Source organism: Ruegeria sp. P10 (assembly GCF_056534925.1).
The window spans coordinates 114,299-141,178 of sequence record NZ_JBQERJ010000009.1 but is presented as its reverse complement, the minus strand read 5'-3'; the positions used below and the strand labels follow the sequence as shown (position 1 = coordinate 141,178).

Sequence of the window (26,880 nt, the reverse complement as noted above, 5' to 3'; positions counted from 1 at the left end):
TCAACTCTCCAAACGTTTGCCAATTGCCCCAAGCGCGGAACGCAGCGCCTTGTGCGCGCCCCCGTCTTTCAGGGCGTCCGTCATTTGCAGGCTCAGCGTGCCCTCCGTCGCCAGCGCGTCACGCTCCTGCGCCAACCGCCCGAAAGTGCCTTTTTCCATCGAGGCCAGAAAACCCGCCATCAACTGCGTTGTATAGAACTCGGCCCCGTCCGCATCACCGGTTGCGTCACCCAGCCATTCGGCACCCGTTGCCATCAGGTCCAGAATGCCGGGAACCATGGCACAAATGGCGAAATGCGCGTTCAGCGCGGCTTCATCCGCAACCTTGATCACCGGGTTCTCGGGCTCGAACAGTTCCGCTAGCAGGCGATCATTGCCAAAGGCGGCCATCGGGCAGCCGCCGGTTTCCAGAAAACCCAGCGGGATGGTCTGCACGAAATCCGACGCCGGGGCGCAAAGCGCGGCCAGATGCTCGGCCGAAACCGCCGCCATGACCGACACGATCTGCTGATCGGCGCGGAATGTCAGCGGGTCCAGAGCCTCGGCCGCGATATGCGGGCGCAGGCACAGGAACACGATGTCCGAGGTGTCAATCACGGCCTGAGGCGCAGCGACGGTCACGCCCAGTTCGGCCTTCAAGGCGGCTGAAACCTTGGCGTTGCGCTCGGTCACGCTGATCTGGTGCCCCTTGGCGGCCATCAGCCGCGCAATCGGCGCGGCGATATGGCCGGTGCCGATAAAGCCGATCCGGCTCATCCCTGCGGTTCCTGGGGGATCGAGGCTGACAACGCGTCACGCCATCTGTCCAGCCGTTCGGCCAAAGCATCATCCTGCAATGCAAGAATACCCGCCGCCATCAGGCCGGCATTGGCCCCGCCGGCGGACCCGATCGCCATGGTCGCCACCGGAAATCCCTTGGGCATCTGCACGATGGAATACAGCGAATCCACGCCCGACAAGGCACGGGTCTGCACCGGGACGCCAATCACAGGCACCCGCGTTTTCGACGCCATCATGCCCGGAAGATGCGCAGCCCCACCTGCACCTGCAATGATCACCTGCAACCCACGCGAAACAGCGGTTTTGCCATAGTCCCAAAGCCGGTCCGGCGTGCGGTGAGCCGATACGATGCGTGCTTCGTAGGCGACGCCCAGTTCGTCCAGAATATCCGCGGCCTCCTTCATCGTGGGCCAGTCCGACTGGCTGCCCATGATGATCCCTACTTTCACATCGCTCATCCGCATACGTCCCCGCGCTCAGAAAGAGCGCGCACTATAGCCAAATCCGGTTGGCTGGCAATGCGGTACAGGGCGTTCAGGCGATGATATCGGGCGTCAGGCGGTCTTCGATCAGGCGGATGATGTCTTTCAGGCGCAGTTTCTCTTTTTTCAGGCGCCGCAAGGTCAGTTGGTCGGCCGTTCCCTTGTCATGCAATGCCTGAATCGCCTCGTCCAGATCGCGGTGCTGTCGGCGGAAGACCTCAAGCTCAACACGCAATACTTCATCTGTTTTCATCGAAAGATCGGTAGGCGCGTTCATTGGCGACTCGAGTTGGTTGTGGTGCTTGGCCAACAAGATAGTGTGTCAGACGTTATCGCGCCAGACCTTGTGGACATCCTGGTTTCTTCCCATATTCTATTGCAGGCGGTTGCCAGAACGGGGCCGCACACCACGTCGCTTTTACAAAGAAGGACGAAAATACGTGTCGAAACTTACTCTTGGCTCATACCCGCATCTTTTGGGGTTCGAGCAGTTGGAACGCCTTCTGGAACGGTCTGCAAAGGCCGGAAATGAAGGATACCCGCCCTATAACATCGAACAGACCTCGGATTTTTCCTATCGCATCACTCTTGCGGTGGCCGGGTTTGCCGAGGAGGATTTGTCAATCACGATCGAGGATCGCCAGTTGGTGATCCGGGGCCGTCAGCGCGACGACAGCGAGGGGCGCATCTTCCTGCATCGCGGCATTGCGGCGCGTCAGTTCCAGCGCATGTTCGTGCTGGCCGATGGCGTCGAAGTGGGCGAGGCGATCATGGAAAACGGTCTGCTGCATGTGGATCTGACCCGCGCCGTGCCGGAAACAGTGGTTCAGACGATCAACATACGGAAGGGGTAAGAGCAATGAATACACCGATTGAAATCAACGCCCAGGGCAACCGTATTGTCTATGTCAAAACGGTTGAAGTATCTGAATTGCCTCGGGAAGTTCGTGAACAGGCCGGCGATCTGGATCAGCTTTACGCCGTCCACGATTCCGACGGGCAGCAACTGGCGCTGGTCGCTGACCGCAAGCTGGCCTTTGTGCTGGCGCGCGAACATGACCTGTCTCCGGTGGCGGTTCACTAGGCGGCCTGAAACACTGCTGAAAAAACGTGACATTTTCCGCCTATGCAGTGATCGTGCCACAGATGCTAAAGCGGGAGTGGCTTCATGGGCTGGTTTGACTTTGACTGGGTGGACGCCTTCAGTGATCGCGCCTTCGGTGGCAACGGATGTGCCGTCGTCCATGAAGGTGCGCGCCTGACGCAAGAGGTCTGCATGGCCTATGTGCGCGAAACCTCTCTGGTCGAATGCACCTTTACCGGGCCGTCCGACGTGGCCGACATCCGCGTCCGCTACTTTCTGGCCAGCCGCGAAATTCCCTTTGCGGGGCATCCGACTATCGCCACCGTCGCGGCGATGCGATCCCACGGTATGATCTCGGGCGATGGTCTGACGCTGGAAACCGGTGCCGGCCTGGTGTCGATCCGGTTGCAGGGGGATCAGATCGAAATGACTCAGGTCGCACCGCAATTCGGTACGCGCGTTCCCGCGGAACTGGTGGCGGCAGCGGTCAGTCTGCCAACGGGAGCCATCATTTCTCCGCCTCAAATGGTTTCGACCGGCTTGCCGTTCTGCATCACTGTTCTGCGGGATCATGCGGCCTTGCGGGCCGCTCAACTGGTTGAAGGCCCGTTGCGCAAAGTGGCTGAAACTGCTGGGTATTCCGGCTCGGACATGGCCGAGCCGTTTCTTGTCACGCTGCAAGGGGCAACCGATGAGGGGGATACGTTTTCGCGCCTTCTCATGGCACCGCCCAGCCCGCCCGAAGATCCGTTTACCGGGTCTGCCACCGGTGCGATGGCCGCCTATTTGTGGAAACATGGCTTGATGCAAAAGGAAAGCTTCATCGCCCAGCAGGGTCACGATATGGGCCGCCCCGGGAAGGCCATCGTCACGCGTGTCGGCCCGCCTGATGCGATGACGGGCATCAGGGTTTCTGGTCAAGGGCATATCCTGATGCGCGGGCAGGTCGACCTGCCGGAAACGCCGACACACTAGGCGGGCGTTGACCAAGGGCTGACCCGCGAAACCCTGGCCGGATGCGACGGGCTACATCCAGGCCAACCGCAGAATCGGGGCCGTACTTGGTTCGATCCCATGTCGTTTGCACAACCTGTCCAGATATGACCCTGAAACCGGCAGCCCGCCCATCCGGTTGGCCATCAGTTTCTTTTGGTGGCCGTAGATGTGTACCGAATGCACGGTTTCGGTTTCGATTTCGTTCGTCGCGATGCGCGGATCGTGTAGCTTCCACAATTCCTCCTGCGCCAGCGGATAAAAGGTTTCAGCAGTCATGGCATGGCGGTCCTCTGCCGTCTGGCGCAGGAAATGGCCAAAGGCTTTGGGCCCCGAACTGGCCCAGGGCAGGGCTTCGATGCCCCAGCGTTCCCCTCTTGCGGTTCGTTCCCGATTGTGGCGCTGCAATCTGCGTCCACGCCAGGGTTGGGACGGGTTAGACGACATGACAAATTTCAGCATCTGTTCCAGGGTCGCCGATCTTGTGGGCAGGCGCAGCACACCCGTCGGGAAGTCGCCCCGCCTGGAGCGACCGAACACGAAATCCGTCGAAAAGTCGAACGCCCGTACGCAATAGGCATCCAGATCGACCCAGATCACCTCGCTTTGCCGCATCAAGTGCAGCCGGAAAATATCCGAGAAGACGGCAACGCCCTGCCTATCTTCGGCATCGACCACAAAAGGTGGCGGCCAGAAAACGTCGCTGGCAGGGCGGGTTTCGACACCTGCCGGAATGCCTTTTACCTCGTGCGCGACATAAAGGACGAAGCGGTGGCCATGATCCAGAAAGGACTGAAGGCAGAGTTGCTCCAACCAACTCAGATCGGATCCAAACCAGAAACTGGCAATGGTCGGAGACTTGTTCGTCATCTCAGTTTCACACCCGCCTTGAGGTCCTGAAAAGCATCAGGACCAGCGGCAATTGTCAATTGGCGACCAAAAAAGGAACGGCCCCCGGAATGACCGGGGACCGCCAAACAAGGTCAGATGAGACCGTTATCCGTTTGCTGCGATCAGGCCCATGCTTTCCAGTTTCAGCAGCACCTGATGGGCGCAGTTGTCGACCTCGACATTTTCGGTCTCGACCCGCAGCTCGGGGTTCTCCGGAACATCGTAAGGGTCCGAGATGCCGGTGAACTCTTTGATCTTGCCCTCGCGCGCCAGCTTGTACAGACCCTTGCGGTCGCGGCGTTCGCATTCCTCGATGCTGGTGGCCACATGCACCTCGCAGAAGGCACCGAACTGTTCGATCTCTTCCCGCACGGCACGGCGCGTGGTGGCATAGGGCGCGATCGGGGCGCAGATGGCGATGCCGCCGTTCTTGGTGATCTCGGACGCCACATATCCGATGCGGCGGATGTTCAGGTCGCGGTGTTCCTTCGAGAAGCCCAGTTCCGAGCTGAGATTCTTGCGCACGATGTCGCCATCCAGCAGCGTCACCGGGCGGTCGCCCATCTCCATCAGCTTGACCATCAGCGCGTTTGCGATGGTCGACTTGCCCGAGCCCGAAAAGCCGGTGAAGAACACGGTGAAACCCTGTTTGGAGCGCGGCGGGAAGCGGCGGCGCAGTTCCTCGACCACTTCGGGGAACGAGAACCACTCGGGGATTTCCAGCCCTTCACGCAGGCGGCGGCGCAGTTCGGTGCCCGAGATGTTCAGGATCGTGACGTTGTCCTTGTCGAGAATCTCGTCATTCGGTTCGTACTGGGCGCGTTCCTGCACATAGACCATGTGCTTGAAGTCTACCATTTCAACGCCGATTTCGTCCTGGAACTGTCGGAACAGATCCTGCGCGTCATAGGGGCCGTAGAAATCCTCACCTTTGCTGTTCTTGCCGGGGCCCGCGTGGTCGCGGCCGACGATGAAGTGGGTGCAGCCGTGGTTGGCGCGGATCAGCCCGTGCCAGACGGCTTCGCGCGGGCCAGCCATGCGCATGGCCAGGTTCAACAAGCTCATAGAGGTGGTCGAAGCGGGGTACTTGTCCAGCACCGCCTCGTAACAGCGCACGCGGGTGAAATGATCGACGTCGCCCGGTTTGGTCATGCCCACGACCGGGTGGATCAGCAGGTTGGCCTGTGCCTCTTTGGCGGCGCGGAAGGTCAGCTCCTGATGCGCGCGGTGCAGCGGGTTGCGGGTCTGGAAGGCCACGATGCGGCGCCAGCCCAGCTTGCGGAAATAGGCGCGCAATTCGTTCGGGGTGTCGCGGCGCCCACGAAAATCGTAGTGCACGGGTTGTTGGATTCCGACCACCGGTCCGCCCAGATAGACCTTGCCGGCCACGTTGTGCAGATAGTTCACTGCCGGGTGGGCATCGTCATCGGCGCCAAAGACCTTCTCGGCCTCGCGGGACTTGTCCGGAGTCCAGCGGTCGGTCACGGTCATGGTGCCCAAGATCACGCCTTCCTGATCACGCAGAGCGATATCCTGCCCAAGTTCGATCAGATCCGCGAAGTCTTCGCTGACATCCAATGTGATGGGCATTGGCCAAAGCGTTCCATCGGCCAGGCGCATATTCTCGACCACATTGTCGTAATCCGCTTCGCTCAGAAATCCCTTGAGCGGGTTGAACCCGCCATTCATCAGCAGTTCCAGGTCGCAGATCTGACGCGGGCTCAGATCCCAGCTGGTCAGGTCGGCCGCTTCCACCTTCAGCTTCTGCGCCGAATCGTATGACACATACAGTTCGGGGATCGGGGCCAGATTGCTTAACATCGTCATTGGAATTCTCTTGTCGCAGTGTTGATTTGCCAGTGGATATCAGGCGGTTTCGAGGCGTTTGCACCGACTGACAGGCGAAGTCCACAGGCGCGAATGTAACAAAGGAGGATATGCGCCGAATATTTTTGAATTGGAAGGAATTTCTAATTCACAAGTCAAATCGATGATCTGATCCTAACGATCAGAGGTTATTGCTTCATGCAGAGAATTCCTGTTCCTGTTTTGTGGCGTTCTGCTCAAGTGTGGATGCACGGGTGACGGGCAGGGCGGGAATCGGTTCAGACACGCCGCGCAGCTGGAACAATCTGATATCGCCCTGGGGCACGACGACACCGGCGGCCTCCAGCAACTCTTGCGAGACCAGCAGTTCGACCTTCAGCGCCTTGGTTTCGCTTTCCAGACGACTGGCGACATTGACGGCGTCGCCGATTATGGTTTTTGACGCATGGCCCGCGGCGCCGATCTCACCCACCACCAGATCCCCAAGATGCAGACCCATCCCGATGCGAATGCCGGGGCTGCCTTCGGCCTCGAGCTGTGCGTTGAATTCATCAAGGGCGTGACTGATGTCGATGGCGGCTTGCAACCCGGCACGGGCGGACGCCGCCGCATTCGGCTTTTCAAAAACGGCAAGCAGCCCGTCTCCCATATATTTGTCCACGACACCGCCTTCCTTGGTGATGGCAGGCACGACCGCATCGAAAAACCGGTTCAGCAGGAACACGATGTCATAAGGCAATTGGCCGGTCGTACGCGCAGTAAAGCTGCGCATGTCCAGAAACAAAACAGCCAACTGACGTTCCTGACCCTGGCTGGCATGTCCGCGTATTCGCCCACCATCTGGCCTGAAAACCCGAAAAACGGTGGTGGGTTCCGTAGGGCGTATCTGGCAGGCCAGTCGCGTCTGCGGCGAGGCGCCCACAGCTGCAAGGCTGCGTGCTTCGACGTCGCCGGGCGGGGGCAGGGCGTCGTTGCCATCCTCTACGATGACTCGGCATGTGGTGCAGCGCCCCTTTCCACCGCACAGGGCGGCGTGCGGCACGCCGTTCACCTGCGAAATCTCAAGCAAAGTCATGCCTTTTTCCGCGACCACCTCGGGCCCTTTGGCGTAATTCACGCGCACCGAATGCCTGCGCCGCCACAGTTTGCGCCCGATGTAAACCAGACCCGTCGCCCCCAGAGACAGCCAGAAGATCAAAAGGCCATAGTCTTTTACACTGAACAGGGTCTGGAAGGTCTCGGGCGATGGCCAATTGTAGTGCTCGATATATTGCTCGCGCAGGAATTCATCAGCAAAGTCGGCCCATATGCGTCGACCTTCGGTCAGCAATCCGGCCAACGCGAATAATGGCACGAAAACCGCAACGCCGATCAGATAGGGCACGACCTGCGACCACCACCGGGTCAGCCGCAACCACATATGCAAACCGATGCAGCCGTGTATCCAAACAATCAGCAGCAAGGCGCTTTGCATCCATACGGCGATACTGGGCCACATCAGGATGATGATATATCCCATCTCGTCATTGACGTCATAGACTTCGTGCGCGACCCGCGTCTGAACGATGTGCGAGATCAGTTGCAGCGGAATCAGCAAACCCAGAACGACCTGCAACGCCGTGCTGAATGGCATGCGCAGGGTTCTGCGTTGCGCGATCGATGTCAGGGCCAGACCTGCATGCGTGAACAGGGCAGCATAGAAAAGCACGCTCATGACATCGTGGCGTGTGACGGCCTTTCGACCGTCCTGCATCCCGTGCAGGTAATCCGTGTGAAACAGGCCCAAGCCAATATTTATGAAATGAAAGAATGCGAACACAAACAACACAAGACCACTGACGATCCTGAGTCGGGTTGACCACCCGCCGCGCCAAAGAGCGTTGTTCAAATGTTCACCTGTTTTTCGCTTTTCCCTCAGCAATCCTGATACGCCGCTGGCTGGGGGTCAAGGGATTGGCAGGTGGCATCGGCTGCCGATCAGTGATTGCAGCGCAGCGTATGCTTTGCAGTGCCCCCTTAAACCCCGGGGGCACTGTACTGAAAAGGCTGACGGCCTTCGGATCTGAATTCACCGGGGCAGCCCTGCAAAATTCAGAATTCGCGTTATTCGGTTTCCGCCAGGAACCGTTCGGCATCCAGTGCCGCCATGCAGCCCATACCGGCGCTTGTGACCGCCTGACGATAGACGTGATCGGTCAGATCGCCCGCTGCGAACACGCCCGGAACCGAGGTTTCCGTGCTGCCCGGTTTGGTGACGACATAGCCACCCATATGCGTTTCAAGCGTGTCCTTGACCAGCTCGTTCGCGGGTGCGTGGCCGATGGCAACAAACACGCCTTTACAGGGGATTTCAGTGATCTCTCCGGTTTTGACATGCTTGACGCGAACGCCCTCGACGCCCAGCGGCGCGTCGGTGCCGATCACTGCTTCCAACTCGTGGAACCACAGTGGCTCGATTTTGTCGTTCTTCATCAGCCGGTCTTGCAGGATCTTTTCCGCGCGCAGCTCATCGCGGCGATGGATCAGAGTCACCTTGCTGGCGAAATTGGTCAGGAACAGGGCCTCTTCCACGGCCGTATTGCCGCCGCCGATCACCACGATTTCCTGTCCACGATAGAAGAACCCGTCGCAGGTGGCGCAGGCTGAAACGCCAAAGCCCTTGAACTTCTCTTCCGACGGCAGGCCCAGCCACTTGGCGCGCGCGCCGGTCGCCAGAATGACGGCGTCCGCCGTATAGGTGGTGCCGCTGTCGCCCTTGGCGGTGAAGGGGCGCTGGCTGAGGTCCAGATCGTTGATGATGTCTCCGATCACTTCGCAACCCATGGCCTTGGCATGATCCTGCATCCGGACCATCAGGTCGGGGCCCTGTACCTCGGTGTCGCCGGGCCAGTTCTCGACCTCGGTCGTTGTCGTCAGCTGGCCGCCGGGCTCGATACCCTGCACCAGGATGGGTTCCAGCATGGCGCGGCTTGCGTAAACGCCCGCAGTGTATCCTGCTGGCCCCGATCCGATGATCAGAACCTTGGTGTGTCGTGTGTCGGCCATGGTAACTCCGCTCGAATTGCCTGAATTGGGCTTTTGGCCCGTCGCCCCGATATAGCGACCGACAGACCCGGCTTAAAGCCCCTTACTGTTCAAGCCCATTCAAGCCGCCTTGCGCAGGGTGGGGGCGAAATGAGGGATTTGAAAACAAAGAAAATTGCGCATGTACGAAACATTATTGCGCGCGCGTGGGGGGCTGATATAAGAACCGCAAAAATCAGGAGCATTTGATGGTCACGACTCGGCTGGATGATATCGACCGCAAGATTCTGGCGGAACTACAGGCAGACGGTCGGATGACCAATGTGGAACTTGCCAAACGGGTCGGAATTTCGGCGCCGCCCTGTCTGCGCCGGGTGCGCACCCTGGAAGAATCCGGCTATATCACCGGTTACCACGCCGAGGTGAATTCCCGCGAGCTGGGATTTGAAGTGCAGGTGTTCGCCATGGTCGGTCTTGACAGTCAGGCCGAGACCGAGCTGCGCGCGTTCGAAGAACGCTGCCGCGAATGGCCTCTGGTCCGTGAATGCCACATGCTGAACGGCGAGGTGGACTTCATCCTGAAATGCGTCGCACCCGATCTCAGCAGTTTTCAGCAGTTCTTGACCGGTGAACTGCTGACCACGCCAAATGTGGCCAGCGTCAAGACATCGCTTGTTATCCGCGGCGCAAAAGACGAGCCAGGCGTGCCGTTCGACGTTCTGGAAGAACGAATGAACCGGACGGCGTAACCCCCAGACGTTTTGCAGGTGCGGTGTTCGGTGGCAGCATGGCAGCCACCGCCAAGGATAGAATCCAACTTAGTAACAGCTGCATGATGCCCCCCATAATGCAGTAATCGCTATCGTACTCAGGCTGTCATCGCGTCGATTTCTCCGTCCCCGGCGCGCGGCATCAGCAGCGGACCAAAATCGTTGAGCGACTCGATATGCGCAAACAGGTTCAGATAAACCGACCGCAAAGAGTGGCTGATCATCCGGACCGCGTTCACACCTGGGTGATACGTTTCGAACTGTAAACCATCTACCCGAATAACGGAATGCCGTTTCAGACAAATGTGAAACAGTTCAACTGGCGTCGGCGGCATTGTTTCAATCACACCCGTTCCATCCTGAAATTCGGACACAGGTGTCAGAATCGGGTCATTTCCATACAAATGCCGTAAATGCGTCGGTGTGCCCACGATCCGTGCCGCAGGCCCGGCGATTACACCCGACATCGGCTTTTGGATCCCGAATGTATCTGCCGTGACGCGCGTAAGCGGCCGCGTGCGGCCCCGCGAATCCGGACGTCCCGGGATCAGAGTGACAGATCCCTTCCACAGCACGGTTTCCGACGCGCCATCCTGAGTAAGGACAGTATCCCCCGGCATCAGGTCTTCGATGGCCATGGGCCCATGTTCCGTTTCAACCAGCGATCCGCGCGTGAAGGCACAAAAGGCGTCTTCGAACATTGGCAGGGCAGGCGCTATGTGTCTGGTCTGAACCACGTTTCCGTTTTTCAACAGGGTGCTGACTTCATACCGGCGCAGCTGGGCCTTTGGTTTCGCAACCGGTCGCGGTGCGTCCCGCAGCATGGCTGTCGTTTCGATCGCATTTCTGGCCGCACGGGCCAGTGAACTAGGAATAGTCATAAATATTCCTTCCCCTCAAATTGTCCGGTCAGGCGCGGCGTAACCCCGTACAGGCCAACCTGGCGAACTGGTTCTTTGTCTTGAAACAAATGGGTGACCCATGGGCGGCGGTCGGTCAGACCCCGCATTGCGACAAAATCTCGCTTTCCAATGGTCAACACATTGACCCCCCAGACAAACTCGTACTTCACGGGCGAAAATTGCCCGCACACACACAACTCCTGAATCCGTCTCGACCCCCTCAGATCGCGACGCATCACACATCGGGCAGGAGCAAGCCCGAAGCGCGTTCACCCAATCGAGACCGGCAGCTTGGCCTCGGGGTGTTTCTGTCTCAGCGTCGTGCCGCGATGCGGCTGGCGACCCTGACAGAATGGCTTGATACCCGCTTCCACGGCATTTCCAGCTTCTGGCTCCGCGTGGCGGCAACCATGGCTTTGAGAAAGCGAGATTTGGTTTTCATTTTCTGGTCCTGCTCCGAACGGGTTTGTTTCCCGCATCCGTTATGAACCTTTTGTGACGCACGTTTGCGGCATGGATAAGGCTTATCCGGGATGTTTTGCAGACAAGAAATTTATACTCGGTCCATCCTTCCACTCAACACGCCAGCGTCCGAAACAAGGACGTCAGAAGACCATCTGATAGCTGGCAAAACTCGTTACGATTCTGAGTCCGGTAAACACAACAAATGTGGCGGAAAAGTGGCGCAGCGCCTAAATCTGGGCCAAAATCACAATCTTATGACCGAGATCAACCGCCCGTAATCGGCCTCGTTTGCATGTGTTGTGCGGCGATACGAATAGAACCGGTCTGGGTCGGAATATGTGCAGTGCCGGGTCCATTCCGCCTGCCCGACACCGGCCTGCCGCAATCGGTGCAAACCAAAGGCGGGCAGGTCGAATTGCAGCCGGTCATCCTGTCCGTTCGCAAAGAACCGGGTGTTGTCTGGAGAATCGGCGATAAATGCGTCCAGAAACTCGGGGCCCACTTCGTAGGCGCGTTGTGAAATGCTGGGGCCGATGACGGCGTTGATATTCCGGCGTGTTGCGCCAAGCGCTTCCATGGCGTCCAGAGTCGCCTCAAGCACACCGTCGAGTGCGCCGCGCCAGCCCGCATGGGCTGCTCCGATCACATTGGCTGCGGGATCGGCAAACAGAACTGGCTGGCAATCTGCCGTCAAAATTGTCAGCGCCAGACCAGGTGTCGCCGTCACGACCGCGTCCGCGCGTGGTTTTTCACCTTCCAAGGGCTGTTCAACCGTCAGAACTGTTGGGGAATGAACTTGATGCACGCCGATCATCGCCTCGGGCGCGACGCCCATCGCATCGGCAACCCGCCGACGGTTCAGTGCGACAATTTCGGTTTGATCAGACGATCCATAACCGCAATTCAACCCGTTGAAGATACCAGAGGACGCCCCGCCGCGACGGGTGAAGAACCCGTGACGAAATGGGGAAAGCAAGTCCGAAGTCAGAATTTCCAGTGTCATGGCTCTAATCCCGGCGGTGGTGCAGCATAGGCCGGATAGAGGCCCATCACCTTGAACAGATTTCCCATTTCGGCCGGATGCGTCAACCGGCGATGCGCGGCAGCCAGCGCGTCCAGCTCGGAACCGCTAAGCGACCGGGACAAAGCCTGCGCCCTGGCGGTTATGCCAAGCCGTTCCAGAAACACGCCCTGCGGTGTCAGGCGTGTGTGCCTGGCTCCACAGGCGCGGGTCGCAATGGCCAGAGGCTCAAAATCCACATGTGCCGTCAGGTCTGCCTGACCGGGTGACGCCAGCGGATCGGCGGGCTTGTGGTTTTGCAGGGCTTGCAGTGTATCGCCCAAAGAATGCCAGTCGCCATAATCGACGATCAGCGCGGCACCTCCGTGGCTGGCGATCCGACCGGCAATCACGGTCAGAATGGGGATCGCAGCCGCGCACAGCTCGACCAGATCACCATCCTTGGTGTCCGAAAGCCTGTCCGCCAGCGCCACTTGTGGCCCATTGGGGCCCCGTCCAAACAGCAATTCGCCGTCGCGCTCGCCGACCAGGCGTTCACTCCAGCCGTCACCGTCGCGCAGGAACTGCCGGACAGGCAGCGCGTCGAAGAACTCATTCGCCACCAGCAGCAGTGGCTGGTCCGGCAACTCTGCGACACTGTCAGCCCAGTTCGGTGTGTAACCCTTCAGGGTGTCCGCCTGCACCTGCTTCAGGGCAGGCGAGGCCTCGACCAGCACAATCCGGGCAGCATCGTGAAATCCCTGCACGGTTCGGGTGGCACGCAATATGTCACTCATCAGAGTGCCGCGCCCGGGCCCCAATTCGCACAGGGTGAATGGCGCGGGACGGCCCTGATCCATCCAGCATTGCGCAAGGCACAGCCCGATCAGCTCGCCAAACATCTGGCTGACTTCCGGTGCCGTGGTGAAATCCCCGTCAGCCCCCAACGGATCACGCGTCGTGTAATAGCCCAGCGTGGGATGCAGAAGGCATTCGGCCATGTAGTCGGCCACGCTCATCGGGCCATCCTGTCGGATGCGGGCGATCAGGTGATCGGTCAGGCTCATTTTGCCTGCCCTGCGCGCAAGACAAACCACAGGCCAAGCGCGATCATGGGCAATGACAGGATCTGGCCCATGGTCAGGCCATATCCGCCCACATGCCAGGCCAATCCCAGCGGATTGCCGGGCGACACGAACTGCGCATCCGGCTGGCGGAAGAATTCAACAATAAAGCGCGATGCGCCGTAGCCGGCCAGAAACGTGCCCATGATCAGGCCGGGTTTCTGAAAGGCTCCCCGGCGATAGACCAGCCACAGCAACAACGCGCCCAGCAACACGCCTTCCAACGCCGCTTCGTACAGCTGCGAGGGGTGCCGGGCACACATTCCCGCAACCACGCCGGGGCAGTCCTGCGCGGCAAAACCGGGAAAGATGACGGCCCAGGGCAGCTCGCTCGGGCGGCCCCACAGCTCGGCATTGACGAAATTGGCAAGCCGCCCCAACAGCAGGCCGGGTGGCACCGTGTAGGCAACCAGGTCGCCCAGCGACAGGGCCGGAATCCGATGGTGCCGGGCAAACAGATACGAGGCCAGAATCACGCCCAGCAGCCCCCCATGAAACGCCATACCGCCCTGCCAGACCTTCACGATCTCAAGCGGATGCGACAGGTAATAGCCGGGTTGGTAAAACAGCACGAAACCAAGCCGCCCGCCCAGGATCACGCCCAGAATGATCCAGGTGACCAGATCCTCCAGTTGGCCCGGTTTCATCGGCGGGCCGTCCGCAGGCCACAGGGCAGGGCGGCGCAACGCCACGACTGCCAGCCGCCAAGCAATCAGGATACCCGCGATATAGGCCAGCGCATACCACCTCAACGCGAACTCCATCCCGAACAGCGAGATCGAGAACAATTCGGGCGACAGATCGGGGAAATTCAGAACAGCCTGCATGTGCGTCTCATTGCCCGGGGTTTGCAGGGCAAGTCAACCTTGAGCCTGCGGCAATCTTTCCCCATATAGAGATCAACCGCGATACCGGAGAAAAGATATGCAAACCCGCAACAAGATACTGGACGACATGTCCCAGCTGATGACCAACGCCATGGGTGTCGCGCAGGGCGCGCGGGAAGAGGCCGAGAACGCGATGAAGTCGATGATCGACCGCTGGCTGGCCGACCGTGATTTCGTCACCCGCGAAGAATTCGACGCCGTCCGCGCCATGGCCCAGAAAGCGCGCGAAGAAAACGCCGCACTCGAAGCCCGCATTGCCGCACTCGAGGCGAAACTGGACAAGTAACGCCGCGGGCGTTCCCTGATTTCACAGTTTTGGACAAACTCTGCCGCCGCGCAATCCGACCGGGATTGTGCGGTGTCGTGCATTCTGACGTATTGCGGGATTTAATCAAGACAAAGCTGACCCGACAGCCAATATTTTGATCCACGTTGCCTTCTGTCCACAACTTATTGCTGTTATCCCCAACAAATAGGGTTGCCAGAACCCACGCCACATCGCACCATATTTAGTACAGGCCTATGGGGGAAGCCCGGTTTGTAGAGCAGGCAACTAGCGCTGGGGCGCTGCCAGCCCCAAGATGCTAGAGATTAGTGAGGTGGCATTATGGCCCTTTCCGAGCAGTATCTCGAAGAAGACATTCATCCGATCGACATTGTTGAACATCTGGCCGAACACCACGACTGGGATTTTGACCGCATTGGGGACGATCAGATCGCCATGGCTGTCGAGGGCCAGTGGCGGACGTATTCGATCACCCTCGCCTGGTCCAACTATGACGAAACGCTGCGGATGGTGTGTTCGTTCGAAATGGAACCACCGGCCGAGCGGGAAATGCAGCTCTATGAGCTGCTCAACAAGATGAATGATCAGTGCTGGGCAGGTGCCTTTACCTATTGGGCGAACCAGAAGCTGATGGTGTACCGGTACGGGTTGGTCCTTGCCGGGGGGCAGACAGCCAGCGCCGAACAGATCGACACGATGATCACCGCTGCCGTCATGAGCGCGGAACGGTACTATCCGGCGATTCAACTGGTCACCTGGGGCAATCGAGAGCCAGAAGAAGCCATGCAAGTGGCCATTGCAGAGGCCTACGGCCGGGCGTAAAGCTTTGCCCCGAACCGACATGTAACGCGGGAGGGGCAAATGGACATGACGCGTGTGGCCGAACAGGGGCTTGTGCTTCTGGGGTGCGGAAAGATGGGGTCCGCAATGCTGGCGGGATGGCTGGAACACGGCCTCCCGCCAGCGTCCGTTTGGGTGATCGATCCGCACCCGTCCGACTGGCTGAAGGCGCAGGGCGTCAACATCAACACACCCTTGCCCGAAGCCCCTGCCGTGGTTTTGGTCGCGGTCAAGCCGCAGATGATGGGCGAGGCCTTGCCCGCCATTCAGGCGCTGGGCGGTGGCAGCACGCTGTTTGTTTCGGTCGCGGCGGGCACCTCGATTGCCACGTTCGAATCCGTTCTGGGCAGCGATACGCCGATCATTCGCGCCATGCCCAACACCCCCGCCGCCATCCGTCAGGGCATCACCGCGTTGATCGGCAACAGCCACGCCTCTGCCGAGGATCTGGCTCTGGCCGAAAACCTGCTGTCGGCGGTGGGTGAGACGGTTCGTCTTGAAGATGAGACGCAGATGGATGCGGTCACCGGCCTCAGCGGATCCGGTCCTGCCTATGTGTTCCATCTGATTGAAACACTTGCCAAAGCCGGCGAGGCGCAGGGCCTGCCGCATGACCTTGCGATGAAACTGGCCAAATCGACGGTGGCCGGGGCCGGCGCACTGGCGATGGCCGCTGACGAGGATCCGTCTCAACTGCGGATCAATGTAACGTCGCCGAACGGCACGACCCAGGCCGCGCTTGAGGTGCTGATGCATGAAGAACGGGGCTTCCCCGACCTGCTGCACCGTGCCGTCAAGGCCGCAACCGACCGATCCAAGGAGCTGTCACGTGAGTGAGATTTCTTTCGACGATTTTCTCAAGGTTGATATCCGCGTGGGCGAGGTGATCCGCGCCGAACCCTATCCCGAAGCCCGCAAACCCGCGATCAAGATGTGGATAGACTTTGGTGATGAGATTGGCGAACGCAAGACCTCGGCCCAGATCACCGCGCATTATGATCCGTCGACCTTGGTGGGCAAACAGGTCATGGCAGTGGTCAATTTCCCCCCTCGCCAGATCGGCAAGTTCATGTCCGAGGTTCTGGTGCTTGGCCTGCCCGATGATAGCGGCGAGATCGTTTTGATCGGCCCTGACGGTAAGGTTCCTACAGGCGGGCGGATGCACTGATGAAACTGCTGATCACGCGCCCGATGACTCCGGCAGTCGAATCGCGCGCCCGCGCCGATTTCGATGTGACCATCCGGGAAAACACCCTGCCCATGGCGCGGCAGGAGATGCTGGCCGCTCTGGCCGATTACGACGTGGTTGTCCCGACGCTGGGCGATCAGTTCTCGGCTCAGATCTTTGCCGAGGCCGGTCAGCCGCGCTGCAAGCTGCTGGCCAATTTCGGTGTTGGCTTCAACCATATCGACGTGGATGCTGCACGCACGGCCGGGATTGATGTAACCAACACCCCTGGCGCTGTCACCGACGCCACGGCCGATATCGCCATGACCCTGCTGCTGATCACAGCCCGGCGCGCCGGTGAGGGTGAGCGGCTGGTGCGGTCGGGTCAGTGGCAGGGCTGGCACCCGACGCAGATGTTGGGCCAACATGTGACCGGCAAGCGCGTGGGCATCGTCGGCATGGGCCGCATCGGGCAGGCCATCGCGCGCCGCTGTCATTTCGGGTTTGCCATGCAGGTGGCCTATCAGTCCCGCAATGCAAAAGATCTGGATTTCCCGGCGGAATTAACACCTGACCTTGAAGCCCTTGCCGCCTCGGTCGATTTCCTTGTGCTTGCGGTTCCCGGCGGTGCGGAAACCCGCCACCTGATCAATGCGCAGATTCTTCAGGCGATGAATCCTTCGGCCATTCTGGTCAATATCGCGCGGGGTGAGGTCGTGGACGAAGCGGCCCTGATCGCGGCGCTGCAATCGGGTCAGATTGCCGGGGCCGGGCTGGATGTCTATGAGTTCGAGCCCAAAGTGCCCCGGGCCCTTTGTGAAATGGAAAACGTCACCCTGCTACCCCATCTGGGTACGGCCACCGAAGAGGTGCGCAGCAGCATGGGGCACATGGCACTGGATAACGTGGCGGCATTTGTGGCGGGCGAGGCGTTGCCCAACCCGGTCTAGTCGCCCACCGCCTCGCGCCAGTGTTTGCGGCACAGCGAAACATAGGTCTCGTTGCCGCCGATCTGAACCTGGGCACCTTCGGTGATGGCGTTGCCGTTTTCGTCCTGACGTATCACCATCGTGGCCTTGCGTCCGCATTTGCAGATGGTGCGGACCTCGCGCATCTCATCAGCCAGAGCCAGCAGCGCGGCTGATCCGGGAAACAGCTTGCCCTGAAAATCCACCCGCAGCCCGTAGGCCAGCGCCGGTACGTCCAGATCGTCGACGGCCCGGGCCAGCTGCCAGACCTGCGCTTCGGACAGGAACTGGGCCTCATCGATGAACACGCAGGTTACCGGACCGTCGTCCAGTCTGTTTCGGATCATCGCGAAGACGTCGTCGCCGGGCGTGAAGGTATCGGCCTCCTCCGAGATGCCGATGCGTGATGCGATCCGTCCGGCACCCGCCCTTCCGTCAATGGCCGCGGTCATCAGGTATGTCTGCATCCCACGCTCGCGGTAGTTGTGCGAGGCTTGCAGCAATACGGTCGATTTCCCCGCGTTCATGGTTGAATAGTTGAAATACAGCTTTGCCATGACGCGGGTCTAAAACGCTTGGGGAAAAGGAACAAGATACCAATCTTTTTGATGGAGCGACGTCGCCGTTGCGTTCGCAGAGGCCGAGCTACGCTCTAGGGGATGGAACCCCCACATCTGCAACAGCGACGCCGTCGGCCAACATGTGGCCAAAACGCAGCAAGGCTTAACAATATCACCCCGCAATCACTCATTACCGGCTTGAACTGCCGCCACTCACTCACAAAATCCCCCGCATATCTGAGGGATAGCCAATGTATGACATTTCAATTATGACTTGGTTATGGGAAATTTACCCACGCTTTCCCCCGTTTGGACATCGGGCAGGCGTTTGCAGGTAACAAAGGTAAAACAATGGCAGATATCGGGGCCTATCTGAAAAAACACACAGAAGCGCTGGTCAAGGATGTTGGAATCGAAGCCGCGTGTGAAATTACGGGGAAATCCAAAGCCACTTTGGGACGATACTATTCCGACAATGCTGAGCACGAGGACAGGTTCATGCCTGTGGACGCGGTGGCCCGCCTTGAAAACGCGGCGACTTACCCGCACGTGACGTCGGCTTTGGCGGATCTGAAGAACATCACCTTGTCCTATAGCGACCGCAACACCTCTACCCCCCGCACCGGTGGCGTCAATTCGGATGTCATTGCGCTGAGCCAGCGGTTTGCGATGTTGATGACCGAGTATCAGGCCGCAATCGAAGACGGAATCATCACCGTCAACGAAGCCAAACGGTTGCTGAAAGAAACCAGTTTGCTGCAACAGGTTCTGATCGAGATGAAGCTGCATCTGGAAGAAGAAAGCGTCAGCTAGCCGGGGTCAGGAACCGTTGCGCTCATGACCGGCCAGTTTTCGCCTGTGCGGCTTACCTGTTTTCATGCTCGAAAAGTCAGAAACGCTGACTGTGCCTGTTGCCTCAATTCAGTCACGTCTGTCTTGTAAGGTCCGTCGCGGGCAAGATCGTCAAGGGCAGAGAACCATGCAGAAATCGCAGGGAACATACAGGATTTTCGCAGACCGGGTGGTTCTGCGATTTTTTGTATGCGCCTATGTGGCACTTCTGGTTCTGATGACCCTGAGTGGTCATCAGGATGGCTCTGACGACGTTATGCGCTGGGTGGTTGTGCAGGATCTGTTGCAGGGGCAGGGCTGGTTCGACAGCCATCAGTATCGGCTGGGCCCCGAGGGCGGTACATTGATGCATTGGTCCCGATTGATCGACGCGCCGATCGCCTTGCTCTACGGAACAATCGGTTTGGTTTTGCCGCCCGATACGGCCCTTCAGGTGACGGCATTCGCCTGGCCCTCACTTTTGGCCGGCTTGGCCTTGTGGGCCTTTGCGGTGACGGGAAACGTTTTGGGCGCGCGGGAAGGCGCTGTTTCGGCACTGGTTGTGGGTGTGCTGGCGCTCGAACACTCCAGGAAGTTCGACTATTTTTCGTTTGATCACCACAATGCTCAGATTCTTCTGTTCGCCACGGCCCTGATGCTGTTTGCGTTGCGCAGGGACAAACCATATGCCGGATGGCTGCTGGGTGTCTGCCTGGCGCTTTCGGTGTCGATAGGCACCGAATCGATATTGCAGATCGCACTTGTCGCCGTGTTTTTTGCCATTGACTGGATCGTCAACGGTGAACCGACCCGTCGCCGGACCATGGCATTCGGTATCGGGCTGGTCGTGACGCTTGTACTGACCAGCCTTGCAACAACGGGACACGAGGCCTTTCTGTTTCCAAGCTGTGACGCCCTGACTCTCAGCGTGGCGTTGCCGGCGAGCGTTGCCGCGGCAGGGCTTTGCATTGTGGCCTGGATCGGGTCTGGCTGGTCACTTTGGGGCCGGGTCGGCGCATGTGTTGCAATTGGCGTGGTGACATTGGCCTGCGCTTACGATTTCGCCCCGCATTGTCTCAGCAATCCGATCGAAGCCCTGCCTCAGGACATGCGCGACTATTGGCTGAGCCAGGTGGCGGAAGCCCAGAAAATCAACGTCACTCTGCAACGGCACCGGGGCGAAGCGCTGGCCCTGATCGCGATGTCGATCCTGTGCGTGGCAGCCGCCCTGATCTTTGCAGTCAGGTCGCCCTTCAGACTGGAATACGCCCTGTTTCTGGCCCTGATCGTAACCGGCCTGGTGGTGTTCCTCTATCAGTCCAGAATGATGACATTCCTGGGCGTTTCGCTGGTGGCTGTCCAGGCGCAGATCCTGCGTGTCCTGTACACCTCTTATGCAAGCAGTCGCCGCGCGATGTCAGGGCTTGCGATGGTTGCTTTCATCCTCTGCATCTCGCCGAAAACCGGCGCCAGCATCGATGAGCAGTTGGGGCGCTTTGCCGAGCCGTCCTTTGCCGCATCCGCGATGCCGGCCCGACAGTCACAGCAAAATTCGGGGGCATCCTGCAAAACGCCCGAAGCCTATGCAGCCCTGCATGGCCTGCCAGCCGGCAGAGTTCTTGTTGATTTCGACTTTGCCGCGAACGTGCTGCGCCATACCGACCATTCCGTATTGGCGGGCAATTATCACCGGAATCAGGCTGGAATTCTGGCGCAGATCGAACTGTTCCGATCGGACGCCGACCAGATCGGATCACGCCTGACCGAGCTGGACGTGGATTACGTCATGCTCTGCACGTCCGCACCGCGCGCCGAATTCTGGTCCTGGGCGTCACAGGGCCGTGGTTTGCAACCGCGATTGATTGCGGGGGAAATCCCGGCCTATCTCAGACGGATACAAGCTGCGGAAGGTACAGCCTTTCAGGTCTTTCAGGTGAGTGGGGCAGGCTAGGCCACACAAGATCAACCGTCAGGCGTGGCGCTTCACGATCACCGAACCGACGGAATACCCGGCGCCGAAGGAACAGATCAGGCCCAGATCACCTTCCTGCAAGTCGTCGGAATACTTAGAAAACGCGATGATCGACCCCGCAGAAGACGTGTTGGCATAATCCTGAAGGATGTTGGGTTGCTCGCCCGGCTCGGGTTCGCGGCCCAGAACTTTCTTGCCGATGAAGTCGTTCATCGTCTTGTTGGCCTGATGCAGCCACAGGCGTTTCAGATCAGAGTTTCTGACCCCTTCGGCATCCATGTGGTCGCTGATATGCTTGCTGACCATCGGCAGTACTTCCTTGAATACTTTCCGACCGTTCTGCATGAACTGCATGTCGCGCCGGTCGGTCAGCCCGTCAGGGCGCGAGCGGCGCAGAAAGCCGTTGTTGTTGCGGATATTGTTGGAAAACGCAGTAGCACAGCGGGTCGACAGGATTTCGAAATGCGGGCCTTTGGCGTCTTCGATCCGCTCGATCAGCGTTGCCGTCGCCACATCGCCAAAGATGAAATGACAATCCCGGTCGCGCCATTCCAGATGGCCCGAGCAGATCTCGGGGTTGACCACCAGCGCCGCTCGCACCGATCCAGACCTCACCATATCCGCCGCGGCCTGAATGCCGAACGTGGCCGAAGAACAGGCGACGTTCATGTCAAAGCCGAACCCGTTGATCCCCAGTTCCTGCTGAATTTCGATCGCAATCGCCGGATAGGCGCGCTCGTGGTTCGAGGCCGCGCAGATCACCAGATCGACATCCGCCGCTGTGCGCCCCGCCTGTGCCAGCGCCTTCCTGCAGGCATCCACTGCCATCTCGGTCATGATCCCGGGCTCGTCATCGCTGCGCTGGCGCAGCGTCGGGTGCATCACGTCCGGGTTCAGCACCCCGGCCTTGTCCATCACGTAGCGGTTTTCGATCCCCGACGCCTTGACGATGAACTCTTCCGAGGAATGCTGCATCGCCTCCATCTGCCCGGCGGCGATGGCTTCGGCATTCTTCGCGTTCTGTTTGTCGGCATAAGCGTTGAATGCTTCGACAAGCTCGGCATTGGTGATGACGTTTTCCGGCGTGAAGACACCGGTACCGGTGATGGCGGGGGTATACATGGCGAGCCCTGAGTGTTTCGGATTTGCCCAAAATGCAGTCACGGTGTGATTTGATCAAGGTATGTTGACCTAAGGGAATGTGCATAAAGCTGTAGCTTCATATCTTGAATAGTTCAGAAACTGAAGTATATGACCGCTCCAAACGCGCGGAGATCCCCGATGCCCGACGATATCAGCACCAGGCTTGGCCGCCTCAGCCCCGAGATTCAGGCGATCATGGGCGTCTATGCCCTGTACTGGAAACTGGAAGAGACCTTCGACTGTATCGAAACAGACCTGAGCCACCCCGAATGCCATATGCTGATCAAGCTGGATCAGCCGAAACGCATGGGGGTTCTGGCTGCGGATATGCTGAGTGTACCGTCCACAATCACCGCCACCGCGGATTCGCTGGAAAAAGCCGGCTATCTCATGCGCGAGCGTGACCCCGAAGACCGCCGCGCCTGGTTGCTGGTGCTGACCGAGCGTGGCGAAGAAGCCCGCAACATGCTGGTGGCCGAGGCCGGAGACCTTTTTCACAGGGCCTCGGGCCTGAACGACGAAGAAACAGCCGAATTCGCGCGACTGGCGCGCAAAATCCGTGACAACGTTTTGAAAACGGGAATTCCCGAGGGACTGAAGAAATGAAACTCCTGACCTCTCTGGGCCTTGCACTGGCCGTTCTGGCAACTCCGATTACCGCTCAAGATACTCCGAAACCGGTCAAGCTGATGCAGGTGCACGAAACAACGCCCGGCTTCACCCGCCAGTTCTTCGGTCGTGTTGCCGCGCGGCAGACGGTCGATCTTGCCTTTCAGGTTGCCGGTCAGATCGTCGAAATGCCGGTCAACGAAGGGTTTGTCATCCCCAAAGGCGGCCTGATTGCGCGACTGGATCAGGAGCCGTTCGAACTGCGGCTTGAGCGGGCGCAGCTGCAAAAGGAACAGGCCGACCGAACCGTCGCACGCCTGTCGCGTTTGCGGGGCACCACGGCCAGCCAGGTGGCGGTCGATGACGCAGAGACCGAAGCGCAACTGGCCGCGATCGCACTGCGCGATGCCGAATACGAACTGGAACACGCGACTCTGACCGCACCATTTGACGCGCTGGTCTCCAGCCGCGCGGTCGAGGCTTTCACCACCGTATCGGCGGGCACGCCGATCGTCCGCATCCACGACATGTCCGAACTGCGCATCGAGGTGGACGTGCCCGAGATCCTGTTTCAACGCTCGGGCCAGAACGACGATATCACCATCACCGCCAAATTCCCCGTAAGTGATGAAGTCTTCCCGCTGGAAATCCGTGAATTCGACGCTGAAACCTCAAGTGTCGGGCAGACCTTCCGCATTCAGTTCGGCCTGACCCCGCCCGAGGGGCTGCAAATTCTTCCCGGCTCGTCCGTCACCGTCAACGTAAAGGTCCGGGATGAGCGCACAGGCATTGTCGTGCCGGCGACGGCCGTCATTGCGGATGCAACAGGTGAGCTGAGCGTCATGGTGTTCTCGCCGGCCGGTACGGATGAAGGCACGGTCCGCCGCGTTCCGGTGACAATCGAACCCACGCAGTCGGGCGATGTTCGGGTGTTGAAAGGCTTGTCCGACGGTGACGAAGTTGTTGTGGCTGGCGGTGCTGTGCTGACAGACGGTCAGTCCGTGCGCCGGTTCACCGGCTTCGCGAACTGAGGGGCAGACAGATGAACATCGCGCGCGCCTCGATTGATCGACCGCTTTACACATGGCTGATCATCCTCATTGCCCTCTTTGGTGGCATCTGGGGATTCACGTCGCTTGGTCGTTTGGAAGACCCGGCGTTCACCATCAAGAACGCGGTCATCGCCACCCAATATCCCGGTGCCACGGCGGAACAGGTGGCGCTTGAAGTGTCCGAACCCCTTGAATCCGCGATCCAGCAGATGGGCGAGGTGGATGTCATCACCTCGGTCAACCAACCCGGACAATCGCTGATCGAAGTAGAGATCAAGTCGACCTACGACGGCACGGAACTGCCCGATATCTGGACCCGCCTGCGGGCCAAGGTGCGCGATGCTGCCCGCGGGCTTCCGTCGGGTGTCAGCCAACCCTATGTGAATGACGGGTTCGGTGATGTGTTCGGCCTGTTCTATGCGGTGACTGCCGAAGGGTTTTCGGACGCCGAAAAGCATGAACTGGCAACGTTTCTGCGTCGCGAACTGCTGACCGTGGACGGCGTCGCCGATGTCGAGGTTCAGGGCCTGCCGGACGAGGCGATTTTTGTAGAGCCCGATCTGGCGATCTCGGTGAACCAGAACGTCCCGCTGCAAGCGATCAACGAAGCCATTGCCAACGCGGATTCGGTGAATTCCTCGGGGTCTTTGCGGTCTGAAGATGCCCGCACCACCATTCTGACGGCCGAGGGTTCGGACAGTGTCTCGGCCATTGCGGGCCTGTCTGTCGGTTCGCAAGGGCAGGTGATCAACCTGTTTGACATGTCCGATGTCTATCGCGCCCGTCAGAACGATCCGGACATCATGATCCGCTATAACGGGACCGAAGCCTTTACCCTCGGTATCGCCGGTCTGGCGACGGAAAACATCGTCGAGGTCGGCAAGCGGGCTGACGCCAAATTCGCCGAGCTGGATGCGAATATCCCCTTCGGTGTCGATATTCTGCCGATCTATCAGCAACATGTGGTGGTCGAACAGGCCTCGAACGACTTTCTCGTGAACCTTGCCATGTCGGTGGCCATCGTGGTCGCCGTTCTGGGCATCTTCATGGGCTGGCGCGCGGCCATTGTTGTCGGTTCGACCCTGTTGCTGACCGTAGTCGGCACGCTTCTGTTCATGTCACTATTCTCGATTGAGATGGAACGGATTTCCCTGGGTGCGCTGATCATTGCCATGGGTATGCTTGTGGACAATGCCATCGTGGTGGCCGAAGGGATGCAGATCGCGATGTTGCGTGGCCAATCCTCGCGCGATGCGGCTGAGGATGTGGCGTCCAAAACCCAGATCCCCCTGCTTGGGGCCACCGTGATCGGCATCATGGCCTTTGCCGGGATCGGGCTCAGCCCGGATGCGACGGGCGAGTTTCTGTTTTCTCTGTTTGCGGTGATCGGCATTTCGCTGCTGCTCAGCTGGATACTTGCCATCACGGTCACGCCTTTGCTGGGGCACTATTTCTTCAAGCAGGGCAAGGAGGGTGAGATCGACGCCTACGGGGGCATCCTGTTCCGCACATATGGCGCGATCCTGCGGTTTGCGCTCCGCTTCCGGTGGCTGGTTGTTGCGGGTCTCATCGGCGTAACCGTTGCGTGCTATGCCGGGTTCGGGTTGATGAAACAACAATTCTTCCCCAACTCGAACACGCCTTTGTTCTTTGTGCATTACAAGCTGCCTCAGGGCACGCCGATTGCCCGCACGGCTCAGGACATGGCGGTGTTCGAAGATTGGCTGACCCAACGCGATGACGTGGTTTCGGTCACGACATTCGTCGGTCAGGGGGCAACCCGGTTCATGCTGACCTATTCGGCGGAAAAACCGAACCCGAGCTATGGTCACATGATCATCCGCACGGAAAGTCTGGATAACATCCCGGCCTTGCAGGCGGATCTGGAAGCGTTCGGGTCGGTCCAGTTCCCCGAAGGCGAGTTCGGAACCAAGCGCCTGGTGTTTGGCCCCGGTGGCGGTGATCCGATCCAGGCCCGGTTCTCGGGCAGCGATCCGGTGGTCCTGCGTCAACTTGCGGATGAGGCCGTGCAGCGCATGGCGGCGGCGTCGCCCAACGCGCTGCTCGTTCATCATGACTGGCGCGAACAGGAACTGGCGGTGCAGCCGATCTATGCCACAGAACGGGCCCAGACCGCGGGTGTTACGCGCGAAGACATTGCGGCCACGCTGCAATTTTCGACCGATGGCATCACGGGCGGTGTGCTGCGGGAACGTGACCGCCTGATCCCCATCATCTTGCGTCGTCCGGCGGACGGAGATTATTCCATCGTCGATCAGGTGGTGTATTCGGACCAATCCGGGAAATTTGTACCAATCGAACAGATGGTCGATGGATTCGAGTACAAATCCCTCAATACGCTGGTTCATCGCCGCGATCGTGTTCTGACCATCACCGTCGGCGCGGACATCCCGCCCGACCTGACGGCGGCTCAGGTACACGCCGAAGTTCGGGACGCCATCGAGGCAATCGAATTACCCCCCGGATACAAGATGGAGTGGGGCGGTGAGTTTGAAAACTCGCGTGACGCGCAGGAAAGCCTGGGCAAACAGTTGCCGTTGAGCCTGCTGATCATGGTGCTGATCTCGGTTCTGCTGTTCAACGCGATCCGACAGCCGATCATCATCTGGCTGCTGGTTCCGATGTCGGTCAACGGCGTGGTCATCGGCCTGTTGGGCACAGGGCTGCCCTTTACCTTCACGGCCCTTCTGGGCCTGCTCAGCCTGTCGGGCATGCTGATCAAGAACGGCATCGTTCTGGTGGAAGAGATCGACCTGGTTCGCGCCACGGGCAAACCCTTGCGCGCATCCATCGTCGAAGCCTCGGTCTCGCGTTTGCGTCCTGTGATGCTGGCTGCGATCACCACTATTCTGGGCATGGCGCCGCTGCTGACCGATGCGTTCTTCGTCTCGATGGCGGTGACGATCATGGGCGGGCTGGCTTTTGCGACCGTCCTAACAATGGTCGCCGCGCCGGTGTTCTACCTGCTTTTCTTCGCGGGCGATGAAAAACGCCAACTTGCAACGGTGTGATCCCTTTTCAAGATTGCAATAGAATCCCAGCTAAAACACACCGATCCTTGTGTGCCAGTTTAATCGTACCGAACCATTCAAAGTGACTCAGATCAGAAGGCGTCGGGAGGGTCGTAGAATGGTCGCCTGAGGGGCGGCCTTCATGGAACTCGTTGCTTGACGATGGTCGCCGCTCATCGAGAAACGCAAG

28 protein-coding genes are annotated in these 26,880 nt (G+C 59.4%); 14 read left to right on the top strand and 14 right to left on the bottom strand.

Translation table 11 applies throughout. The annotated features are described in order from the left end of the window. The 3 genes from ACR0FB_RS15915 to ACR0FB_RS15905 all read right to left on the bottom strand — a co-directional run bounded on the left by ACR0FB_RS15915 (window position 1) and on the right by ACR0FB_RS15905 (window position 1,539). A complete protein-coding gene (locus ACR0FB_RS15915; protein ID WP_480621249.1) occupies window positions 1-756 on the bottom strand; it encodes an NAD(P)-binding domain-containing protein in 756 nt (251 codons plus the stop codon). Next, window positions 753-1,238, bottom strand: coding sequence for a 5-(carboxyamino)imidazole ribonucleotide mutase (purE, locus tag ACR0FB_RS15910; protein WP_171634452.1), 486 nt, complete (start codon window positions 1,236-1,238; stop codon window positions 753-755). The genes ACR0FB_RS15915 and purE overlap by 4 nt, the downstream gene beginning before the upstream one ends. A 76-nt stretch (window positions 1,239-1,314) precedes the next feature. Next, on the bottom strand, window positions 1,315-1,539 hold the full coding sequence (locus ACR0FB_RS15905) for a YdcH family protein (protein WP_152458986.1): 225 nt from the start codon (window positions 1,537-1,539) through the stop codon (window positions 1,315-1,317). 163 nt (window positions 1,540-1,702) lie between these two features. Between ACR0FB_RS15905 and ACR0FB_RS15900 the strand changes: the two genes are divergently transcribed. The 3 genes from ACR0FB_RS15900 to ACR0FB_RS15890 all read left to right on the top strand — a co-directional run bounded on the left by ACR0FB_RS15900 (window position 1,703) and on the right by ACR0FB_RS15890 (window position 3,321). Next, complete coding sequence (locus tag ACR0FB_RS15900; protein ID WP_058275530.1) at window positions 1,703-2,116, top strand: Hsp20 family protein; 414 nt, start codon at window positions 1,703-1,705, stop codon at window positions 2,114-2,116. A gap of 5 nt (window positions 2,117-2,121) precedes the next feature. Then, complete coding sequence (locus ACR0FB_RS15895; protein ID WP_171168916.1) at window positions 2,122-2,346, top strand: DUF1150 family protein; 225 nt, start codon at window positions 2,122-2,124, stop codon at window positions 2,344-2,346. An 84-nt stretch (window positions 2,347-2,430) separates the two neighbouring features. Then, window positions 2,431-3,321, top strand: a complete 891-nt coding sequence (locus ACR0FB_RS15890; RefSeq protein WP_480621247.1) for a PhzF family phenazine biosynthesis protein — start codon at window positions 2,431-2,433, stop codon at window positions 3,319-3,321. Window positions 3,322-3,372: 51 nt separating this feature from the next. Here the strand turns inward: ACR0FB_RS15890 and ACR0FB_RS15885 are convergent, their stop codons facing one another. The 4 genes from ACR0FB_RS15885 to trxB all read right to left on the bottom strand — a co-directional run bounded on the left by ACR0FB_RS15885 (window position 3,373) and on the right by trxB (window position 9,102). Further along, a complete protein-coding gene (locus tag ACR0FB_RS15885; protein ID WP_171634446.1) occupies window positions 3,373-4,209 on the bottom strand; it encodes a hypothetical protein in 837 nt (278 codons plus the stop codon). 126 nt (window positions 4,210-4,335) lie between these two features. After that, a complete protein-coding gene (locus tag ACR0FB_RS15880) occupies window positions 4,336-6,057 on the bottom strand; it encodes a bifunctional sulfate adenylyltransferase/adenylylsulfate kinase (RefSeq protein ID WP_171634444.1) in 1,722 nt (573 codons plus the stop codon). A gap of 196 nt (window positions 6,058-6,253) precedes the next feature. Continuing rightward, complete coding sequence (locus ACR0FB_RS15875; protein ID WP_480621245.1) at window positions 6,254-7,945, bottom strand: adenylate/guanylate cyclase domain-containing protein; 1,692 nt, start codon at window positions 7,943-7,945, stop codon at window positions 6,254-6,256. Between the two features lie 215 nt (window positions 7,946-8,160). Further along, complete coding sequence (gene trxB / locus ACR0FB_RS15870; RefSeq protein WP_210092735.1) at window positions 8,161-9,102, bottom strand: thioredoxin-disulfide reductase; 942 nt, start codon at window positions 9,100-9,102, stop codon at window positions 8,161-8,163. Window positions 9,103-9,329: 227 nt separating this feature from the next. Here trxB and ACR0FB_RS15865 point away from each other — a divergent pair, with 227 nt between their 5' ends. Beyond that, a complete protein-coding gene (locus ACR0FB_RS15865; RefSeq protein ID WP_152458979.1) occupies window positions 9,330-9,830 on the top strand; it encodes an Lrp/AsnC family transcriptional regulator in 501 nt (166 codons plus the stop codon). Window positions 9,831-9,949: 119 nt separating this feature from the next. On the opposite strand, the gene ACR0FB_RS15860 is transcribed toward ACR0FB_RS15865, so the two are convergent. From ACR0FB_RS15860 to lgt, 5 genes are all read right to left on the bottom strand, one after another. Then, the gene (locus tag ACR0FB_RS15860; RefSeq protein ID WP_171722752.1) at window positions 9,950-10,732 is read right to left on the bottom strand and encodes a Hint domain-containing protein; all 783 of its coding nucleotides are present in this window, start codon (window positions 10,730-10,732) and stop codon (window positions 9,950-9,952) included. Between the two features lie 334 nt (window positions 10,733-11,066). Then, window positions 11,067-11,195 carry a hypothetical protein gene (locus ACR0FB_RS15855; RefSeq protein WP_256367481.1) on the bottom strand — a complete coding sequence of 43 codons (129 nt, stop codon included), beginning with the start codon at window positions 11,193-11,195 and terminating at the stop codon, window positions 11,067-11,069. A 267-nt stretch (window positions 11,196-11,462) separates the two neighbouring features. Beyond that, on the bottom strand, window positions 11,463-12,221 hold the full coding sequence (gene pgeF, locus ACR0FB_RS15850) for a peptidoglycan editing factor PgeF (RefSeq protein ID WP_480621243.1): 759 nt from the start codon (window positions 12,219-12,221) through the stop codon (window positions 11,463-11,465). Then, window positions 12,218-13,285, bottom strand: coding sequence for a class I SAM-dependent methyltransferase (locus ACR0FB_RS15845; RefSeq protein WP_480621241.1), 1,068 nt, complete (start codon window positions 13,283-13,285; stop codon window positions 12,218-12,220). The genes pgeF and ACR0FB_RS15845 overlap by 4 nt, the downstream gene beginning before the upstream one ends. Further along, window positions 13,282-14,169, bottom strand: a complete 888-nt coding sequence (gene lgt / locus ACR0FB_RS15840; RefSeq protein WP_480621239.1) for a prolipoprotein diacylglyceryl transferase — start codon at window positions 14,167-14,169, stop codon at window positions 13,282-13,284. Before lgt ends, ACR0FB_RS15845 begins: the two co-directional genes overlap by 4 nt. Window positions 14,170-14,266: 97 nt before the next feature. Between lgt and ACR0FB_RS15835 the strand changes: the two genes are divergently transcribed. The 5 genes from ACR0FB_RS15835 (at window position 14,267) to ACR0FB_RS15815 (ending at window position 17,473) form a co-directional block, all read left to right on the top strand. Then, window positions 14,267-14,515, top strand: coding sequence for an accessory factor UbiK family protein (locus tag ACR0FB_RS15835; protein WP_152458974.1), 249 nt, complete (start codon window positions 14,267-14,269; stop codon window positions 14,513-14,515). Window positions 14,516-14,836: 321 nt separating this feature from the next. Continuing rightward, on the top strand, window positions 14,837-15,337 hold the full coding sequence (locus ACR0FB_RS15830; RefSeq protein ID WP_152458973.1) for a type III secretion system chaperone family protein: 501 nt from the start codon (window positions 14,837-14,839) through the stop codon (window positions 15,335-15,337). A 39-nt stretch (window positions 15,338-15,376) separates the two neighbouring features. Beyond that, complete coding sequence (proC, locus tag ACR0FB_RS15825; RefSeq protein ID WP_171634418.1) at window positions 15,377-16,192, top strand: pyrroline-5-carboxylate reductase; 816 nt, start codon at window positions 15,377-15,379, stop codon at window positions 16,190-16,192. Further along, window positions 16,185-16,523 carry a tRNA-binding protein gene (locus tag ACR0FB_RS15820; protein WP_171634415.1) on the top strand — a complete coding sequence of 113 codons (339 nt, stop codon included), beginning with the start codon at window positions 16,185-16,187 and terminating at the stop codon, window positions 16,521-16,523. The genes proC and ACR0FB_RS15820 overlap by 8 nt, the downstream gene beginning before the upstream one ends. Next, a complete protein-coding gene (locus ACR0FB_RS15815) occupies window positions 16,523-17,473 on the top strand; it encodes a 2-hydroxyacid dehydrogenase (RefSeq protein ID WP_480621237.1) in 951 nt (316 codons plus the stop codon). Before ACR0FB_RS15820 ends, ACR0FB_RS15815 begins: the two co-directional genes overlap by 1 nt. Here ACR0FB_RS15815 and ACR0FB_RS15810 read toward each other — a convergent pair. Beyond that, entirely contained in the window at window positions 17,470-18,048 is a 579-nt protein-coding gene (locus tag ACR0FB_RS15810) for a thymidine kinase (RefSeq protein ID WP_480621235.1), read from the bottom strand. The genes ACR0FB_RS15815 and ACR0FB_RS15810 overlap by 4 nt on opposite strands. Window positions 18,049-18,402: 354 nt before the next feature. Between ACR0FB_RS15810 and ACR0FB_RS15805 the strand changes: the two genes are divergently transcribed. Together ACR0FB_RS15805 and ACR0FB_RS15800 are read left to right on the top strand one after the other, a co-directional pair. Beyond that, the gene (locus ACR0FB_RS15805; RefSeq protein WP_152458969.1) at window positions 18,403-18,864 is read left to right on the top strand and encodes a hypothetical protein; all 462 of its coding nucleotides are present in this window, start codon (window positions 18,403-18,405) and stop codon (window positions 18,862-18,864) included. A 166-nt stretch (window positions 18,865-19,030) separates the two neighbouring features. Beyond that, on the top strand, window positions 19,031-20,833 hold the full coding sequence (locus ACR0FB_RS15800; protein WP_480621233.1) for a hypothetical protein: 1,803 nt from the start codon (window positions 19,031-19,033) through the stop codon (window positions 20,831-20,833). Between the two features lie 18 nt (window positions 20,834-20,851). Here ACR0FB_RS15800 and ACR0FB_RS15795 read toward each other — a convergent pair whose 3' ends face one another. Next, window positions 20,852-21,976, bottom strand: coding sequence for a beta-ketoacyl-ACP synthase III (locus ACR0FB_RS15795; RefSeq protein ID WP_171722760.1), 1,125 nt, complete (start codon window positions 21,974-21,976; stop codon window positions 20,852-20,854). A 159-nt stretch (window positions 21,977-22,135) separates the two neighbouring features. On the opposite strand from ACR0FB_RS15795, the gene ACR0FB_RS15790 reads away from it, so the two are divergent. From ACR0FB_RS15790 to ACR0FB_RS15780, 3 genes are read left to right on the top strand one after another with little or no spacing between them, the layout of a single operon-like run. Then, the gene (locus tag ACR0FB_RS15790) at window positions 22,136-22,603 is read left to right on the top strand and encodes a MarR family winged helix-turn-helix transcriptional regulator (RefSeq protein WP_171634400.1); all 468 of its coding nucleotides are present in this window, start codon (window positions 22,136-22,138) and stop codon (window positions 22,601-22,603) included. Then, a complete protein-coding gene (locus tag ACR0FB_RS15785) occupies window positions 22,600-23,637 on the top strand; it encodes an efflux RND transporter periplasmic adaptor subunit (RefSeq protein ID WP_480621231.1) in 1,038 nt (345 codons plus the stop codon). The genes ACR0FB_RS15790 and ACR0FB_RS15785 overlap by 4 nt, the downstream gene beginning before the upstream one ends. 11 nt (window positions 23,638-23,648) lie before the next feature. Continuing rightward, window positions 23,649-26,690 (top strand): efflux RND transporter permease subunit, encoded by a 3,042-nt coding sequence (locus ACR0FB_RS15780; protein ID WP_480621229.1) that lies wholly within the window; start codon window positions 23,649-23,651, stop codon window positions 26,688-26,690. The last annotated feature ends 190 nt before the right edge of the window (window positions 26,691-26,880 follow it).

Excerpts from the sequence above, each read along its gene's own strand:
- ACR0FB_RS15845 (WP_480621241.1), bottom strand. The coding sequence starts at position 13,285 with ATGAGCCTGACCGATCACCTGATCGCCCGCATCCGACAGGATGGCCCG.
- ACR0FB_RS15865 (WP_152458979.1), top strand. The coding sequence starts at position 9,330 with ATGGTCACGACTCGGCTGGATGATATCGACCGCAAGATTCTGGCGGAA.
- ACR0FB_RS15780 (WP_480621229.1), top strand. The coding sequence starts at position 23,649 with ATGAACATCGCGCGCGCCTCGATTGATCGACCGCTTTACACATGGCTG.
- ACR0FB_RS15880 (WP_171634444.1), bottom strand. The coding sequence starts at position 6,057 with ATGACGATGTTAAGCAATCTGGCCCCGATCCCCGAACTGTATGTGTCA.
- ACR0FB_RS15785 (WP_480621231.1), top strand. The coding sequence starts at position 22,600 with ATGAAACTCCTGACCTCTCTGGGCCTTGCACTGGCCGTTCTGGCAACT.
- ACR0FB_RS15860 (WP_171722752.1), bottom strand. The coding sequence starts at position 10,732 with ATGACTATTCCTAGTTCACTGGCCCGTGCGGCCAGAAATGCGATCGAA.
- ACR0FB_RS15915 (WP_480621249.1), bottom strand. The coding sequence starts at position 756 with ATGAGCCGGATCGGCTTTATCGGCACCGGCCATATCGCCGCGCCGATT.
- ACR0FB_RS15800 (WP_480621233.1), top strand. The coding sequence starts at position 19,031 with ATGCAGAAATCGCAGGGAACATACAGGATTTTCGCAGACCGGGTGGTT.
- ACR0FB_RS15835 (WP_152458974.1), top strand. The coding sequence starts at position 14,267 with ATGCAAACCCGCAACAAGATACTGGACGACATGTCCCAGCTGATGACC.
- ACR0FB_RS15795 (WP_171722760.1), bottom strand. The coding sequence starts at position 21,976 with ATGTATACCCCCGCCATCACCGGTACCGGTGTCTTCACGCCGGAAAAC.
- ACR0FB_RS15830 (WP_152458973.1), top strand. The coding sequence starts at position 14,837 with ATGGCCCTTTCCGAGCAGTATCTCGAAGAAGACATTCATCCGATCGAC.
- ACR0FB_RS15855 (WP_256367481.1), bottom strand. The coding sequence starts at position 11,195 with ATGAAAACCAAATCTCGCTTTCTCAAAGCCATGGTTGCCGCCACGCGG.
- ACR0FB_RS15905 (WP_152458986.1), bottom strand. The coding sequence starts at position 1,539 with ATGAACGCGCCTACCGATCTTTCGATGAAAACAGATGAAGTATTGCGT.
- purE (WP_171634452.1), bottom strand. The coding sequence starts at position 1,238 with ATGAGCGATGTGAAAGTAGGGATCATCATGGGCAGCCAGTCGGACTGG.
- lgt (WP_480621239.1), bottom strand. The coding sequence starts at position 14,169 with ATGCAGGCTGTTCTGAATTTCCCCGATCTGTCGCCCGAATTGTTCTCG.
- ACR0FB_RS15885 (WP_171634446.1), bottom strand. The coding sequence starts at position 4,209 with ATGACGAACAAGTCTCCGACCATTGCCAGTTTCTGGTTTGGATCCGAT.
- pgeF (WP_480621243.1), bottom strand. The coding sequence starts at position 12,221 with ATGACACTGGAAATTCTGACTTCGGACTTGCTTTCCCCATTTCGTCAC.
- ACR0FB_RS15895 (WP_171168916.1), top strand. The coding sequence starts at position 2,122 with ATGAATACACCGATTGAAATCAACGCCCAGGGCAACCGTATTGTCTAT.
- ACR0FB_RS15805 (WP_152458969.1), top strand. The coding sequence starts at position 18,403 with ATGGCAGATATCGGGGCCTATCTGAAAAAACACACAGAAGCGCTGGTC.
- ACR0FB_RS15890 (WP_480621247.1), top strand. The coding sequence starts at position 2,431 with ATGGGCTGGTTTGACTTTGACTGGGTGGACGCCTTCAGTGATCGCGCC.
- ACR0FB_RS15815 (WP_480621237.1), top strand. The coding sequence starts at position 16,523 with ATGAAACTGCTGATCACGCGCCCGATGACTCCGGCAGTCGAATCGCGC.
- ACR0FB_RS15790 (WP_171634400.1), top strand. The coding sequence starts at position 22,136 with ATGCCCGACGATATCAGCACCAGGCTTGGCCGCCTCAGCCCCGAGATT.
- proC (WP_171634418.1), top strand. The coding sequence starts at position 15,377 with ATGGACATGACGCGTGTGGCCGAACAGGGGCTTGTGCTTCTGGGGTGC.
- trxB (WP_210092735.1), bottom strand. The coding sequence starts at position 9,102 with ATGGCCGACACACGACACACCAAGGTTCTGATCATCGGATCGGGGCCA.
- ACR0FB_RS15810 (WP_480621235.1), bottom strand. The coding sequence starts at position 18,048 with ATGGCAAAGCTGTATTTCAACTATTCAACCATGAACGCGGGGAAATCG.